Here is a 15,637-nt window from a genome sequence, read left to right on the forward strand (position 1 = left end):
CTTGCCGTAAAGGAGCATTCCGATGGCAAGAAATCACCGGGGCCACTACTTCGGCGCCGAGCACGGAGCACGCATCGAGATCATCCCGATGATCGACGTGATGATGTTCCTGCTCGTCTTCTTCGTGCTGATCATGCTGGAGATGATCCAGGGCGCGGGCATCACGCTCGACCTGCCGCAGTCCACCACGGCGCAGCAGCTCGAAACCGTGAAGATCTCGATCGGCGTGGCGAAGGACGGCGCCATCTACCTCGAAGGCCAGCCCATCACCGACGACGCGCTCACCGCGCGGCTGCGCGAGCTGGCCGCGAGCAAGAAAGTTGACGTGATCATCTCGGGCGACAAGAACGGCGCCTACCAGAACATCATCAAGGTGATGGACCTCGTGCGAGCCGCCGGCATCAGCGCCATCGGCTTGGCGACGGCGAGCTGAGGGCGCGCGATGGCAAGCAAACGCCCGGGCGCTCTGTGGGCGACGGAAGAGGCCGACGAGCAGAAACGCCTGCCGATGCCGGTGGCGATCGGCGTCGCGGCGGCGATCACGGTCGGCGCGGTCGTGGGCCTGAGCTTCGTCGATTTCGACCAGGTGATGGCCGAGGCGAAGCGCATCACGCGCGCGACCATCGTCGAGAACGAGCCGCCGCCTCCGCCCCCTCCGCCGCCGAAGGAAGAACCGCCGCCGCCCAAGCCGGTGCAGAAGATCGTCAAGGCGCCGCCCACGCCCGTACCGACGCCGCCCAGACCCGACCCCACGCCACCGCCGCCGAGCGCCAACATCGCCGCCGCCGAGAAGCCCGCGCCGACCGCGCCCGCGATCGCGACGCCGGCCGCCACCGGCCCGGCGACGGCGCCGATGGTGAGCGCACCTCCCGCGCCGCCGGCACCGCCGGCCAAGGCGCACGGCACGGGCGGTCCGGTGGAGATCGGCCTCGTCTGCCCGCGCCAGGTGAAGCCGGAGATTCCGCGTCGGCTGCTGCAGCTGGGGCTGAGCGGCAATTTCGTCGTGAAGGCGCTCATCACGGTCAAGGGCGGCAAGGTCACGGACGTGAACATCGTGCGCGCCGACCGGCCCGAGCTGCGCAATGCCGTCATCTCGGCGGTGAAGCAGTACGACTGCCAGACCAATGGCGACGACGAAGTCGTGGGCCAGCAGGAGTTCGAGTTCCGGCTCGAATGAAGTGGCGCCCGCCTCGGGCAGCCGCCGCCCGCGCGACATGGCGCCGCGCGGGCGCCAGCACCGAACCCGGCCTCGCGCCGGGTTTTTTCATGTACGGCGCACGGCCGCTCAGGCGCCGACCGGCGCGTCGCGCCGCGCGGGCTCGGCCACCGCCGCCTGCTCGGCATAGCGCCGCGCGAGCGCCGGATACAGCGGCGGACAGAACAGCCGCGACACCGCCGTCGCCAGCGCGGCGGCGGCCATGAGCGACAGCACCATGCCGTGGTTGTCGATCATCTCCATCACGATCACGAAGGCCGTCATCGGCGACTGGGTGACCGCCGCCAGGAAGGCGACCATGCACAGCGCGCCGAGCGCCCCCGGCCCGAGCCCCGGAAACAGCGCCGACAGCTTGGCGCCGATGCCCGCGCCCACCGCGAGCGACGGCGCGAACAGCCCGCCCGGAATGCCGCTCAGGAAGGACACGAGATTGGCCAGCAGCTTGGCCGGCGCATAGATCCAGCCCGCGCCCGGCTCGCCCGCCAGCAGCGCCCGCGCCTCGTGATAGCCGCTGCCGAACACGCTGCCGCCCGCCGCGAGCCCGAGCAGCGCGAGCGCCAGCCCGCAGCCGGCCGCGAACCACACCGGCCGCTCCAGCCGCAGCGCCAGCAGCCGTGCCGGCATCCAGCGCGCGCTGTGCAGCAGCAGCCACGAAAACCCGCCGCCCGCCGCGCCGCACAGCACGGCGGCGACGGCCACCGGCAGCAGCATCTCCAGCCCCGGATCGCCCGCCGTGATGCGCCCGAAATAGACGTAGTTGCCCTGGAAGCCAAGCGCCACCACGCCCGCGAGGATCACGGCCGCGATCGTCGCGCCGTTGGTGCGGTGCTCGAAGCTGCGCGCCAGCTCCTCGATGGCGAACACCACGCCTGCGAGCGGCGCGTTGAAGGCCGCCGCCACGCCGGCCGCGCCGCCCGCCGCGACGAAATGCCGCATCGCAGCCATCGACACGCCGCCGCCCGCCGCGCCGCGCAGTTGCAGCACCTTCCACGCGACCGCCGCGCCCACCTGCACCGAAGGCCCCTCGCGCCCGGCCGAGAAGCCGCCGAGCAGCGCCGCGCAGCCGAGGCCGATCTTGCCGAGCAGCACCCGCCAGTCGAGCAGCCGGGCGGCGGTCGCGGCCGTCGGCGCGTCGAGCGCCGCAATCACCTGCGGAATGCCGCTGCCCTCGGCGCCCGCGCTCCAGCGCCGCGTCGCCCACACCACGCCCGCGCCCACCGCCGGCGACAGCACGAAGGGCACCCACGCGCCCCAGTCGCGCGCATGGCGGAAGCCCTCGAAGGCCGCGTCCGCCAGCCGCGCGAACAGCACCGCCGCCGCGCCCGTGCCCAGCCCCGCCAGCCAGAGCAGGCCGAAGCGCAGCCAGGCACGGCGCAGGTTGCGGAAGAAGCGGTCTGGCTGGAGCGCGAGCGGAGTTCGGGTCTTCATGACGGCGATGATCGCGCGCGATGGGACAATCGCGGCATGAACACGCAACATGACCCCAAGGCGCCCGGGGATGAATCCGGCGCCGGCGGCAACGGCGCCGACAGCGCCGCGCCCGCCCCGACGGCCGCCGCCAGCGCGGCCACGCCGTCCGACACCGCCCGCCTCGACGCCGCCGCCGAAGGCGAGACCCGTCCCAACCAGATCGGCGACCCGGCCGTTCTCGACGGTACGCGGCGCTGGCTGGAGCGCGCCGTCATCGGCCTCAACCTCTGCCCCTTCGCCAAGGCGGTGTACGTGCGCAACCAGGTGCGCATCGTCGTGAGCGAAGCGCCCAATGCCGAGGTGTGGTTTGCCGAGGCCGAGCGCGAGATGGAACTGCTGGCCGAAACCAGCGCCGACATCATCGACACCACGCTGCTCGTGCATCCGAAGCTGCTGCGCGACTTCATGGACTTCAACGAGTTCGTCGGCATCGTCGAGGAGCGGTTGGAAGAACTGGAACTCGACGGCGTGCTCCAGGTGGCGAGCTTCCACCCGCGCTTCCAGTTCGACGGCACCGCGCCCGATGAGATCGGCAACTACACCAACCGCTCGCCCTGGCCGACGCTGCATCTCATCCGCGAGGCCAGCATCGACCGCGCGGTCGAGTCGATGCCCGACACCGACGAGATCTGGAAGCGCAACGTCGCGACGATGGAGGCCCTCGGCTACGACGGCTGGAACGCGCTCTGGAACGACGATCCCGAAGGAGCGCACTGATGGCCCGCCCCGACGACGACGATCTCGACGCCGCCCCCACGCCGCCCGCGCCCGGCCCCGGCGAAAACAGCGGCCGCCTGCGCCGCGTCGCCGCGCCGCCGAGGCCAGCAGCGGCGGCCGGCGCCGGTGAGCGCGGTGAGCGCGAACGCCAAGCTCGCCGCGATGCCGGTGACCGCCCGCCGCGCGACGGCGACCGCCCGTTCCGCAATGATCGGCCGCGCGACGACCGCCCCTTCCGTGCCGAGCGCCCTTCACGCGACGGCGACCGGCCTTTCCGCGACGACCGCGCGCCGCGCGGCGCCTACGCCGACCGCGACCGTCCCGCCTACGGCGACCGCGAGCGCAGCTTCCGCGACGACCGCGACCGCCCGTCGCGCCCCGTCCCGCAACCACCCGCCGGAGCCGCAAGCCGGCCGCCCGCCGCGCCCGTCGAGCCACAGGAGCGCCTCCCCGCCGCTCCCGCCCTCCACCTCCCGCACGATTCCGACGCCGCCGACGCCCATGACGGCCGCGTGCGCGTGAGCAAGCTGCTGTCCGAACGCGGCATCTGCTCGCGGCGCGAGGCCGACAGCTACATCGAGCAGGGCTGGGTCACGGTGGACGGCAAGGTGGTGGAGGAACTCGGCGCCCGTTGCGCGCCCGAGGCCGTCATCGAGCTGAGCAAGGACGCGCGCGCGGTGCAGCAGTCGCGCGTCACCTTCCTGCTACACAAGCCGGTCGGCTATGTGTCAGGTCAGGCCGAGAAGGGCTACAAGCCCGCGTCGATCCTGCTCGACGGCCCCACGCAATGGGAAGGCGACAAGAGCGGCCTGCGCTTCGCGATGAGCCAGCTCAAGGGCCTCGCGCCCGCCGGCCGGCTCGACATCGACTCGACCGGCCTGCTCGTGCTGACGCAGGACGGTCGCGTCGCGCGCCATCTCATCGGCGACGAAACCAAGGTCGAGAAGGAATACCTCGTGCGCGTGAGCGGCCGGCTCGACGAGGAAGGCATGGCCCTGCTCAACCACGGCCTCGAACTCGACGGCAAGCCGCTGCGCCCGGCCAAGGTGAGCTGGCAGAACGAGGACCAGCTGCGCTTCGTGCTGCGCGAGGGCCGCTACCGCCAGATCCGCCGCATGTGCGAGCTGGTGGGCCTGCGCGTCGAGGCGCTCAAGCGGGTGCGCATCGGCCGCATTCCGCTCGGCGCGATCCCGCCCGGCGAATGGCGCTTTCTCCTGCCCTGGGAAAAGTTCTGACGCATCGCGTCCGCGCCGGTGTCCTGGCGGGGCCGGCACGGCGCGGGTCGCCCTTGCGATGGCGGATGCCGCCGCAAGGCCGGGCGAGCACGCTGCTGGCTCGCGCATGACGGCGGTTGCCCCGCCATGAACGGCATTGCTCCGGACCGGCAGGCGTTTCTTTTCGCGCACCGGCGCTCATGACGTGTGAAGCTTGTGGTGGGAAATTATCACACGTAAAGTCCGGGCAATCTAAGCCAACACCGCGCCGGACACCCGATGACGCCTTCCTCCCTCGCTCCCTTGCGCGCCCGATTCGCCCACCGTCGTCTGCCCGATGCCGGGCAGCGCTGGCTGATCGGCGCGGCGCTCGCCATGCCGGTGCTGGCCGGCTTTGCGGCGCTGGCCGGGCCGGACGGTTGCGGGCACACGGGGCAGCGCCCCGGTCATCCGCCGTCCTTCTGGCTGCTGCTCGGGCCGGTGGTGGAGGAATGCGCGCTGCGCGCCGGCTTCCAGAACGGTCTGCGCGAACTGTGGCCGGGCGCGCGGCGCTGGCGGATCGATGCCTGGCTGGCGAGCGCGGTGTATTCGCTGCTGCTGCTCGGCCACCGGCATCCGGCCCAGCTGCTCGCGCTGGCGCTGGCCTCGCTGGTGATCGGCCTGGTGCATGCGCGCCTGCGCGACGCGGCCGAGGCGGGGCGCGGCGGCGTGTTCGCCGGACTCCCGCAGGCGATCGGGCTGCATGCGCTGTTCAACCTGTCGCTGCTGCTGACCTGCGGCTCGCCTCCGCCGCCGATCATTCCGCTGCCGCTGTTCTGAGGCGGGCGCAACGCGACGGCGCGGCGCCCGGCGGGCCGGCCGCCCGTCCTCCCCCGACTCAGTTGTCGAACTTCACCTCGATCGCTACCACGGTCCTGCCGTCGGTGCCGAGCAGGCCCTTGATCTCGACATTCGAGCCGAGCCGCAGATTGGCCGCCGTGCCGTCGCTGAACTTCACGCCCGCGTTGCTGGCATCGACGGTCACGCCGCGCACCACGAAGCGCGCGAGGCTCGTGAAGCTCGTGACCGTGCCGTGCAGCTCGAACTCCTGGGCATCACGGTCGTCGTCGCTCTTGAGCTCGACCGTGGTCGCAACCAGCACGCCGGCCTTGACCGTGCCCTTTGCCTCGACGCGATCGCCGTTGGCCAGCGCGGCGAGCGTGCCGCCGCTGAAGCTCGCGCCGCTCGCGTCCACGTCGATGCCGGCCACCTTGAAGCGCGCCGAGCCGGTCGCGCGGCCCGACACCACGCCCTCGATCTCGACCTTGCGGCCGTCCCCGCCGCTCGTGACCGGATTGCTCGACGGCGCGCCGCCGAAGGCGTCGATCGCCTCGACCGAGCTGGCCGCCAGCAGCCCGCCGGCCGGCGGCGCGACGGCGCGCACCCGCACCACCAGCCCGACCGTGGGCGTGCCCGAATCGATGTCGCTGAAGTTGGCGCCGGCATAGGCGACGCTGAGCGCGCCGACCGTGAAGCGCCTGAGACTGGTGTTGACCGCCGTGATCGCGCCCGTGAGCTTGTAGCCGGCGAGCGGCGCGGCCTTCAGCTCGACGCGGGTCGCGCTCACCGCGGCATTGGCCGCGTCGAGCACGCCCCAGACCTCGACCGCGTTGCCGACCGCCAGATCGCCGATCGCGCCGAAGCCCGACAGCACCGCCGTCGCGGCCAGCTTCACGGTCTGGCCCAGTACGGTGAACGTGCCGGCCGCCGCGTCGATCGCGCTGATGAGGCCCACGAGCTGGCTCGTCACGCGGATGCTCGTCGCCTTGCCCGTGCCGCTGCCCGATTGCGTGCCGTCCACCCGCACCATCATGCCGAGCGCGATCGCGCTGGCGGCGAGGGTGGCGCCGCTGTCGTCGGTGATGGCGGCGGCGCTGTCGTCATAGCGCGTGCCGCCCACGATGATCGAGCCGAAGCCGCTCACGGGGCCGATCGTGGTCGAGCCGGTGCCGCCGCTGCCAACGCTTGCAAGCGAGCCTCCGCCTCCGCCGCACGAGGTGGTCATCAGGCCGAGCGCGGCCAGGCCGAGGCCGAGCACGGTGCGTCGTTGGGTCATGGCGCTTCTCCGTTGTCGTTGTTGGCGGGCGCGTCAGGGCGCGCCCCGGCAGCCTGCTGCGGCGCCGCCTCGTGGAACATGTACAGGCCGAGCCGCAGGCGCAGCGCGTCGTCGCTGCCCGTGGCGCGCGCCTCGGCGGCTTCGAGCATCGGCACCAGGCGCTTGAGCATCAGCGGCCATTGCTCGCGCGCCAGCGCGCGCGCGGCCTCGACCGCCGCGCGGTCCACCGGCGCGGCCCACACGGCCTGCTCGAAATGCACGGGTTCGGGCGCGCGCACGTTGCGCACCGCCGCGAGGAAATGGTCGCCCACGTTGGCGCCGACGAAGTCGATGAGGGCGCGCGTCTCGCCGCTCGGCACGAAGCCCACGCGCGTCAGGCGCAGCCAGCCGTCCTCCTCGGCCACGAGGTCGAGGCGCATGAGTTCGTCGAGCACGGTGCGCGGATGCACGTCCTGGCTGATGCTCGCGCACAGCTGGGCGAAGTTGGGTCGCTGCTCGGTTTGGAGATTGGCCGGCAGCGCGCGCGGATTGCCCTCGGCATCCAGAAACTCGGGCGAGCTGCGCCAACGCGTGAACACCAGCGGCGCGACCGAGCGCGGCGGCCGGGCCACCGGCGATTCGGCCTCGGCCAGCAGCCGGTGCACATCCTTGCGATGCACGCCGGTGGCCACCGACAACGCGGACTCGGTCACGCGCGCCTTCGGGCCCTTGGTGTTGCGGATCTCGGCCGCCGCCGCATCGACGAGCGCGACCTTGAGCGCCTCGGTCAGCTCTTGCAGCTTGAGGCCCTGCGACAGGGCCAGCTCGGCCAGCGGGCGCAGCAATTCCGCCAGCACGGGCCGGGCCCAGTCGGATTCATTGCCGGGGTTTGTCTCCATGTACCGAGAATACCGCCCCGCAGTCTGCCTGTGCATTTATCACAGGCGGATTTCGCCCATCTGTTTCAGCGCGACTGCAAATAGACGACATGGGTTTCCGTGTACTCCAGCAAACCGTGCCGTCCGTCGGCGCCGCCGATGCCCGACTTGCGCCGGCCGGCGTGGAAGCCCTGCATCGCCTCGAAGTGCTCGCGGTTCACATAGGTCTCGCCAAAGCTCAGTTCGCGGCAGGCCTTGAAGGCGGCGTCGATGTCCTGCGTGAAGATCGACGAGGTCAGGCCGTATTCGCAGTCGTTGGCGAGCGTGATGGCTTCGTCGAGATCGGCCACGGTCTGAAGCGGCAGCACCGGGCCGAAGATCTCCTTGCGCATGATCTCCATGTCGGCGCGGCAGCCGGCGATGACGGTCGGTTCGTAATGGAAGCCGGCCCCGAGGTCGGCCACCTTGCCGCCGAGCAGCACCTGGGCGCCCTCGCCGCGCGCGCGCTCGACCATCGCCGCCACCTTGTCGAGGCCGACCTGATTCACGAGCGGACCCATGTCCAGCCCGTCCTCGCGCAGCGGATCGCCGTAGCGCGTCGCGGCCATGAGCTTCACCACCTTGTCGGCGAAGGCCTCGGCCACCGACTCCTGCACGTACACGCGCTCGGCGCAGTTGCAGACCTGGCCGGTATTGATGGTGCGCGAGGCGACGATGGACTTCGCCGCGAGATCGAGATCGGCGCTCGCCAGCACGATCGCCGGCGCCTTGCCGCCCAGCTCCAGGTTCACGCGCGTGAGGTTGGCGGCGGCCGCCTTCATGATTGCCTGCCCGGTCGCCACACTGCCCGTGAAGCTCACGAGGCCCACGTCCGGATGGCCGGTGAGCGCCGCGCCCGTCGTCGCGCCCCGGCCCGAGACGAGGTTGAACACGCCGGGCGGCAGATCGGTCTCGGCCACGAGCTTCGCGAACTCGAAGGCGTTGACCGGCGTCTCCTCGCTCGGCTTGACGACGATGGTGTTGCCGGTGACGAGGGCCGGCGCCATCTTTCGCGCGATGAGGAAGAACGGGAAGTTCCACGGCAGGATGCCCGCCGTCACGCCGATCGGCTTGCGCAGCAGGAAGATGGTTTCGTTCGGCCGGTCGCTCGGGATGACCTCGCCCTCGATGCGGCGCGCCCACTCGGCCATGTAGTCGATGTAGTCGGCGGTGAAGTCCACCTCGATGCGCGCGAGCGGCAGCACCTTGCCCTGCTCGCGCGTGATGACCTCGGCCAGCCGGTCGCGCTGCTCGCGCAGCTTCGCCGAGATCTTGCGAAGGTAGCCGGCGCGCTGGATCGCGGGCAGCTTCTCCCAGCCGCGCTGGGCCTGGCGCGCGGCGGCGACGGCATCGTCCACCACCGACGGCGCGCTGTCGGGGATGAGCGCGATCAGCGCGTGGTCGGCCGGATTGCGCACCTCGATCGTCGCCTCCGACGCCGGCGACACGAACTCGCCGTTCACGTAATTGCTGTACTTCGTGACCATGGGAACTCCTCGGAATGCCGGCGGGCAGCCCGCCCGCCGGCGGATGACGGAATGAAGATTCGGATGAAATGAGGGTTCAGGCCGCGCCGCCGCGATGCCGGCGGCGCGGTGAGCTGCCGGCGCGCCGCGATCGGCGCGCGCTCGCCGCCGTCAGGCCGGCCTGGCGATGCGCTTGCCCGCCGCCTCCGACGCGAAGCCGAAGGCCAGCCCGACGAGCCAGGTGAGCGCGACGAAGATCACGCTCTCGTCCACCTTGCCGCCCGAGCCGAAGAAGGCCGCCGCGCCCAGAAAGGCCGCCGGCGTGTACGACAGCAGCGGCAGGTCGGCCATCATCACGAGCACGAAGGCGAGCAGCGCCACCACCGCGATCAGCGCCGCCAGCCCGCCGCCGAGCGCGGCCACGATGAACAGCGCACCCGCCGTCAGCCCGATGCCCGCCAGCCCGGCCGCGAGCGCCTTGCCGAAGCCGCCCTTGCCGCCACCGGCCGCGAAGAACGCGGCCCAGGCGACGAAGCCGATCCACGGGTTGAAGCGCAGCCCAGGCTGGCCCACGCTCAGGAACACCCAGACGGCGACGAGCGCGCCGATGCTCAATGCAAGCGCATGCAGGATCTTCATCGCTGCCTCCTTCACCAGACGTAGGCGTACTTGAGGTTGAGGCTGTTGTTCGCCGCGTGGTTGCGGCCGTTGACGCTGGCGGAGTAGCGCAGCGTGATCGACTGGTTGTCGAAGGTGTGGAACATCAGGCCGGCGCCAAGGTCGGTCGCGCGGCTCGACGGCAGCGTGCCGCGCGATTGCGCGTTCTCGTAGTCGAAGGCCACGAAGGGTTCGAGCAGCGCGTTGGCGCGCCAGCCGAGGCGCTGGTTGGTGTGGAAGCTGTTGCCCGGATGCAGGCCGTCGCTGCGCTTGCCCTGGAACACATAGCCCGCGTCCGCCGTCCAGCCAAAGCCGGCCGGCAGCCGCACATCCCACAGGAAGCTCGACAGGTTCTTCCAGTTGCGGTCCGACACCTCGGTGCTGCCAGCCGGAATCTGCACGAAGGACTGGAAGCCGAAGGTGGATTCCGGAGTCGGCTTCATCCAGATGGCGAAGCCCGTGAGCGGATCGCCGATGCCGCTGGCCTGGGTTCCGGCGCGGCCATCGCGCACGCTGATCTCGGGCACGATCGCCTCCCAGGCGAGGCCGATGTTGGGATTGCCTTCGGGCGTCCAGAAGCGCACGTACTTCGACAGTCCGACGATGGCCTGCGAGCCGCTGCCCTCGACCTTGTCGCCCTTGTCGTCGTACACGCGCCTGTTGTCCTGCACATAGCCGTACTGCACGAACACGTTGAAGGGCTTGAAGCCCGTCGGCAGTTCGTATTCGTGCGGTCCGATCACGTCGAAGGTGGTCTGTGCAAGGGCTTGCGAGGCGAAGCCGGCGCCTGCCAGGCAGCAGGCGGCCAGCGCCGCCCGCGCGAACGGGTTGCGTTTCATGGGGTGTCTCCTCTGGGGGTGGTTTGCTGCTGTGTCAGCCGGTCACTTGCCGACCTTGAAAACCCACAGCACGCCGCCCTGCGGGACGACGGTCTTGTGGTCGAGCACGGCGTCGAAGGCGCCCTGCATGCGCTGCGCGTCCACGCCCCAGCCCGACTGCACGGCGACGTACTGCTCGCCGTCGATCTCGAAGGTCGAGGGCACGCCGGTCACGCCGGAGTTGGTCGGGTACTCCCAGAGCAGCTTGCCGGTCGTGGCGTCGAAGGCGTGGAACATGCGGTCGTTGGTGCCGCCGCCGAACACGAGGTTGCCGCCGGTGGTGAGCAGCGGGCCCCAGTTCATCTCGGGATAGGTGTGGGTCCAGACCTTCCTGCCGGTCTTGAGGTCCCAGGCCTGCACCTCGCCCACGTGCTTGCGCGATTCGGGCGTCATGCGCACGTTGGTGAGGATGTTGTCGAGCGCGACGCCGATGTAGAGGTCGCCGGCCTTGTAGCTGGCCTTCTCGCCCGTGAGTTCCGAACAGAGGTTGTTGTTGGCCGGGATGTAGAACAGGCCGGTCTGCGGGTTGTAGGCCTCGGGCGGCCAGTCCTTGCCGCCCCACAGCGAGGGGCAGAAGCGCGTGGTCTTGCCGATGCCGGGCACCTTGCCTTCGTTGTAGGTGGGCCGGCCGGTCCTGGGGTCGAGGCTCTTGAAGACGTCCTGGTTCACGAAGGGCCAGGCGTCCACATAGCCCACCTTGTCGGCGCTGCGCTCCAGCATCCACACATAGCCGTTGCGGCCGGCGTGGACCAGCGACTTCACCTTGCGGCCCTTGTGCTCGATGTCGATGAGCAGCGGCGCCGAGACCTCGTCCCAGTCCCAGCCGTCGTTCCAGTGGTACTGGTGATAGCCCTTGAGCTTGCCGGTATCGACATCGAGCGCGATCGTCGAGTTGGCGTAGAGGTTGTCGCCGGGGCGCGAGTCGGGCGTCCACGGGCCGGCGTTGCCGACGCCCCAGAACGCGAGGTTGGTGTCGGCGTCGTAGGTGCCGGTGATCCACACCGAGCCGCCGCCGCGCTTGTAGCTGTCGTCCCTGGGCCAGGTGTCGCCGCCGGGTTCGTCGGGGCCGGCGACGGTGTGGGTGCGCCAGGCTTCCTTGCCGGTCTCGGCGTCGAAGGCGGCGATGAAGCCGCGCACGCCGTACTCGCCGCCCGACGAGCCGACCATGATCTTGCCCTTGGCCGCGAGCGGCGCGAGCGTCATGTAGTAGCCGCTCTTCCAGTCGGCCACCTTGGTCACCCACAGCTCCTTGCCGGTGGCGGCGTCGAGCGCGACGAGGTTGGCGTCGGTGGTGGCGAGGAAGACCTTGTCGCCGTAGAGCGCGACGCCGCGGTTGGTGGGGTGAAGCTGCTGGAGCTCGTCGGGGATGGTCTTCTTGTAGCGCCACAGCTCCTTGCCCGTCTTCGCCTCGAAGGCGATGACCTGGTTGTTGGGCGTGGTGACGAACATGTAGCCGTTGTTGACCATCGGCGGCGCCTGGTGGCCTTCGGTCATGCCGCTCGAATAGGCCCAGGCCAGCGTGAGCTTGCCAACGTTGCCGGTGTTGATCTGCTTGAGCGGGCTGTAGCCCCAGCCCGAGTAGTTGCCGCGATACATGAGCCAGTTGCCCGGCTCGGGATTCTTCAGGCGCGCGTCGGTCACGGGCGAGTAGGCCGGCAGCGCTGCGGTCGCTGTCGCGGTGGCGGCGAGCGCGGCGATGACGCCGAGCGCGACGATGGTCTTCTTCATTGCATGTCCTCCTCTGGGTGGCGCCGGGCTTGTCGTGGGCGCGAGCGCCCCCGTCCGTCCCGCCGGCTGGGCGGACGTTCCTGCTGGGAAAGAAAAAGGCCGGACGCGCGCATGCCCGCGTCGCGCCGGCAAGGAGAGGCTCAGGCGGGCTTGGCGGGGCCGGGCTTGGCGCTGAAGCCGGCCGCGACCACGAGCTTTCCGCCGTCGATGCGCAGCGGCAGCCAGGGCAGCGCCTTGGACGCGGGGCCGGCGGCGACCTGGCCCTTGTCCTTCGGGTCGAACTGCGAGAAGTGGCAGAAGCACAGCAAGGTGCCGGCCTTGTCGTTCCACTCGGTCACGTCGCAGCCCTGGTGGGTGCAGACCGCCGAGTAGGCAAGCACGCCGCCGGCCGCGCGCTGGGCCGCGTCGCCGTCGAGCGCGGCCGGATCGACGCGCACGAGGGCGATCTTGTTGAAGCGCGAGCCGTTGCGGATCGTCTTCGTGGCCGGATCGACCGGGAAGACGTGCAAAGGCTTGCAATTGCTGGCGACGGCATCGGCGGTGACGGCCTTGGTGGCGTCCTCGTCGGTGGCGAGCACGAGCCAGTCGCCGACCTGGGGGCGAGCGTCGGCCGGGTCGTCGGCGAAGGCGGGACGCAGCGGGATCGCGCCGGCCAGCGCGGCGCCGCCGAGGGCGGTGCGCAACGCGGCGCGGCGCGCGGCGGAAGCGGCGACGCAGGGCGGGCCGGTATCGGCGGGCGCGCTTGCGCCGGTGCAGGCCGACATCTGGGCGTCGCGGCGGGCGGGCAGCGCGGCATCGGGTCGGGCCGACGCGGCAGGAGACTCGGGGCGGGGCGGAATCGTCGGGTTCATGGCGGTGATGCGGCGGAGTTGCGAGACGGAAGCTGCCTTGCCCGTCGCACGCCGGTCGGAGCCGACAGGCGGTGCGACACAGAAGGCGCCGGACGCTTCTCCTTCGGCAACCGCCGTGCCACGGCAGGCCGACCGCGTCGTCCTGTGCACCGCCGCATGCCCGGCACCGCCGGCCGTTCGGCCTTGCGAATCAGTCACTTGCACGGCTTCGGCCGGGCGGCGCGCCGGCAGCGCCATCGCAGCCGCACATGCGCTCGGTCGGGCGAGACGGCCCCCGCGCGTCTCACGAGACTGAGACGCCGGCGTGAGACGCGCCCTGCCGCGCTGAGACGCGGTGGCGCCGCCGCACGACAACCGGCCTCGCCCGCATTGCCGCCCGCGCCCGCGCTGGCTAGCCTTGAAGCCGACAAGAAAATGCATCTTCGCGGCGCGGCCATGCCCGGCCCGCCGCGCCGAGGAGACCAGCCCGATGCAGCAGATCACCCGAGGTCACGACGATGACCAGCAACCGGCACTCGCCGACCGCATCGCGCGCTCGTGGCAGCGCTCGGTCGAGCATTACCGGCTCGACCCGCATGCGCCGCGCCGCCCGCGCATCCTCGGCAGCGCCGAATGCCGCGAGCTGCGCGAGCGCTCGGAAGTGCTGCTGCGCGCGGCCCAGTCGCGGCTCACGCGGCTGGAGCGCCAGATCGTCGATGGCGGCTATTGCGTGCTGCTCACCAACGAGCGCGGCGAGACCATCGACTTCCGGGGCGGCGCGGCCGAGCGCGTGTTCGGCCAGCGCGGCCTGCGCATCGGCGCCTGCTGGTCGGAGGATGAGGAAGGCACGAACGGCGTCGGCACCGCCCTCGTCGATTGCCAGCCCACGCTCGTGCACAAGCACGAGCACTTCCGCGCCCACAACGCCGCCATCACCTGCAGCGCCGCCCCCATCCTCGGGCCTGACGGCCGCATGCTCGGCGTGCTCAACGCCACCAACTGCGACGCGCCCGACGACCGCCGCAGCCAGGCGATGGTGTTCCGCCTGGTGCGCGACAGCGCGCTCGCGATCGAGGACGCCGTGTTCGCCGACACCTGGCGCCATGCCTGGCTGCTGCGCCTGAGCGCGGCCGGCGAATCGGGCGGCTGGGACGACGGCCCGCTCATCGCCTTCGATGACGGCGGCCGCGTGCTCGCCGCCAGCCACCGGCTCCAGCTCGGCTGGCGCCCGCGTGCCGCCCTGCCCGATTGCCAGCTCGCCGACCTGTTCGAGCTGCCGCGCGACGGCCTCACCGGCCATGCCCACCGCCATCCGGGCCAGCCCGTGGCCCTGCGGCATTTCGCGAGCGGCGCGCTGTTCCACGGCCAGTTGCGCGCGCCGGCACGCGCATTGTCGCGGCCGGTGCCGCGCGAGGCCGCTGCGCCGGCCGAGGGCTTCGACGCGCTCGCCGTGGGCGACCCCGAGGTGCGCCAGCTGGTCGATCGCATCAAGCGGCTGGCCGATTCGCGCCTGAGCATCCTACTGCTCGGCGAAACCGGCAGCGGAAAGGAAGCTTTCGCGCGCGCCATCCATGCCCACAGCCAGCGCCGCGAACGACCCTTCGTCGCGGTCAACTGCGCGGCCATTCCCGACACGCTCATCGAGAGCGAACTGTTCGGCTACAAGGAAGGCGCCTTCACCGGCGCGAAGTCGCGCGGCATGGTCGGCAAGATCCAGCTCGCCGACGGCGGCACGCTCTTCCTCGACGAGATCGGCGACATGCCGCTCGCCTCGCAGACGCGGCTGCTGCGCGTGCTGGCCGAGGGCGAAGTGATGGCGCTGGGCGCGACGCGGGCCGAGCGCGTCGATCTGCACGTGGTGTGCGCGACCCACCGCGATCTCGCCGCGATGGTGGCCGAGGGCCGCTTCCGCGAGGACCTGTACTACCGCCTCAACGCCGCCACCTTCCGCCTGCCGCCGCTGCGCGAGCGCGCCGACCGGCGCGACGTGATCGCGGCCGTGTTCGCCGACGAGACGCACGCCGCCGGCCGCGATCTCGCGCTCGGCGAAGAGGTGCTCGACCGGCTCGACGCCTACGACTGGCCCGGCAACATCCGCGAGCTGCGCAACGTGCTGCGCTATGCGATCGCGGTCTGCGCCGAACCGCGCCTGCGCGCCGACCACCTGCCGGCGGCCGTGCTCGCCGGGCCGGCGCAGCGCCCGCGCGCGCCGCGCGCCGAGGCCGGGCATCCGCCGCGCGCCGCCTCCGCCACGTCCGCCGCCGCACTTGGGCGCCGTACCGGTCACGCCGCCAGCGAACGCAGCCTCGCCGCCGACCGCGACGAATGCCTGCGCCTGCGCCAGGCCCTCGCCGACTGCGGCGGCCATGCACCGAGCGCGGCCAGGCGGCTCGGCATGTCGCGCGCGACCTTCTACCGCCGGCTCAAGGACTACGGCATCGCGCCGGGACGCGCGGGCGAAGACTGAAGG

The 15,637-nt window shown here is 71.5% G+C and carries 14 protein-coding genes; 6 read left to right on the forward strand and 8 right to left on the reverse strand.

What is annotated here, in order from left to right:
- Positions 1 to 22 precede the first annotated feature (22 nt).
- Positions 23 to 433, forward strand: coding sequence for an ExbD/TolR family protein (locus tag H566_RS0120915; protein ID WP_028312970.1), 411 nt, complete (start codon positions 23 to 25; stop codon positions 431 to 433).
- 9 nt (positions 434 to 442) lie between these two features.
- Positions 443 to 1,177: an energy transducer TonB gene (locus H566_RS30450; protein WP_028312971.1), complete on the forward strand. Its 735-nt coding sequence runs from the start codon at positions 443 to 445 to the stop codon at positions 1,175 to 1,177.
- A gap of 108 nt (positions 1,178 to 1,285) precedes the next feature.
- Here H566_RS30450 and H566_RS26795 read toward each other — a convergent pair whose 3' ends face one another.
- Complete coding sequence (locus tag H566_RS26795; protein ID WP_051379085.1) at positions 1,286 to 2,644, reverse strand: chloride channel protein; 1,359 nt, start codon at positions 2,642 to 2,644, stop codon at positions 1,286 to 1,288.
- Between the two features lie 36 nt (positions 2,645 to 2,680).
- Here H566_RS26795 and H566_RS0120930 point away from each other — a divergent pair, with 36 nt between their 5' ends.
- The 3 genes from H566_RS0120930 to H566_RS0120940 all read left to right on the forward strand — a co-directional run bounded on the left by H566_RS0120930 (position 2,681) and on the right by H566_RS0120940 (position 5,436).
- Positions 2,681 to 3,403 (forward strand): DUF1415 family protein, encoded by a 723-nt coding sequence (locus H566_RS0120930; protein ID WP_156924534.1) that lies wholly within the window; start codon positions 2,681 to 2,683, stop codon positions 3,401 to 3,403.
- Complete coding sequence (locus H566_RS30520; protein WP_084545351.1) at positions 3,403 to 4,638, forward strand: pseudouridine synthase; 1,236 nt, start codon at positions 3,403 to 3,405, stop codon at positions 4,636 to 4,638. Before H566_RS0120930 ends, H566_RS30520 begins: the two co-directional genes overlap by 1 nt.
- 258 nt (positions 4,639 to 4,896) lie before the next feature.
- Positions 4,897 to 5,436 carry a CPBP family glutamic-type intramembrane protease gene (locus tag H566_RS0120940; protein WP_084545352.1) on the forward strand — a complete coding sequence of 180 codons (540 nt, stop codon included), beginning with the start codon at positions 4,897 to 4,899 and terminating at the stop codon, positions 5,434 to 5,436.
- 58 nt (positions 5,437 to 5,494) lie between these two features.
- Here H566_RS0120940 and H566_RS0120945 read toward each other — a convergent pair whose 3' ends face one another.
- The 7 genes from H566_RS0120945 to H566_RS26810 all read right to left on the reverse strand — a co-directional run bounded on the left by H566_RS0120945 (position 5,495) and on the right by H566_RS26810 (position 13,188).
- Positions 5,495 to 6,712, reverse strand: a complete 1,218-nt coding sequence (locus tag H566_RS0120945) for a DUF5666 domain-containing protein (RefSeq protein WP_028312974.1) — start codon at positions 6,710 to 6,712, stop codon at positions 5,495 to 5,497.
- Positions 6,709 to 7,590, reverse strand: a complete 882-nt coding sequence (locus H566_RS27825) for a DUF6502 family protein (RefSeq protein WP_051379086.1) — start codon at positions 7,588 to 7,590, stop codon at positions 6,709 to 6,711. The genes H566_RS0120945 and H566_RS27825 overlap by 4 nt, the downstream gene beginning before the upstream one ends.
- A 65-nt stretch (positions 7,591 to 7,655) precedes the next feature.
- Positions 7,656 to 9,095: an aldehyde dehydrogenase gene (gene aldA, locus H566_RS0120955; RefSeq protein ID WP_028312975.1), complete on the reverse strand. Its 1,440-nt coding sequence runs from the start codon at positions 9,093 to 9,095 to the stop codon at positions 7,656 to 7,658.
- Positions 9,096 to 9,245: 150 nt separating this feature from the next.
- The gene (locus tag H566_RS0120960) at positions 9,246 to 9,713 is read right to left on the reverse strand and encodes a DUF1097 family protein (RefSeq protein WP_028312976.1); all 468 of its coding nucleotides are present in this window, start codon (positions 9,711 to 9,713) and stop codon (positions 9,246 to 9,248) included.
- Positions 9,714 to 9,724: 11 nt separating this feature from the next.
- Positions 9,725 to 10,570 carry a transporter gene (locus H566_RS0120965; RefSeq protein ID WP_028312977.1) on the reverse strand — a complete coding sequence of 282 codons (846 nt, stop codon included), beginning with the start codon at positions 10,568 to 10,570 and terminating at the stop codon, positions 9,725 to 9,727.
- 42 nt (positions 10,571 to 10,612) lie between these two features.
- Positions 10,613 to 12,337, reverse strand: a complete 1,725-nt coding sequence (locus tag H566_RS0120970) for a methanol/ethanol family PQQ-dependent dehydrogenase (protein ID WP_028312978.1) — start codon at positions 12,335 to 12,337, stop codon at positions 10,613 to 10,615.
- A gap of 140 nt (positions 12,338 to 12,477) precedes the next feature.
- The gene (locus H566_RS26810) at positions 12,478 to 13,188 is read right to left on the reverse strand and encodes a QcrA and Rieske domain-containing protein (protein ID WP_051379087.1); all 711 of its coding nucleotides are present in this window, start codon (positions 13,186 to 13,188) and stop codon (positions 12,478 to 12,480) included.
- A gap of 469 nt (positions 13,189 to 13,657) precedes the next feature.
- On the opposite strand from H566_RS26810, the gene H566_RS0120980 reads away from it, so the two are divergent.
- Positions 13,658 to 15,634: a sigma-54-dependent Fis family transcriptional regulator gene (locus H566_RS0120980; RefSeq protein ID WP_028312979.1), complete on the forward strand. Its 1,977-nt coding sequence runs from the start codon at positions 13,658 to 13,660 to the stop codon at positions 15,632 to 15,634.
- The last annotated feature ends 3 nt before the right edge of the window (positions 15,635 to 15,637 follow it).

Source organism: Derxia gummosa DSM 723 (assembly GCF_000482785.1).
Lineage (GTDB): Bacteria > Pseudomonadota > Gammaproteobacteria > Burkholderiales > Burkholderiaceae_E > Derxia > Derxia gummosa.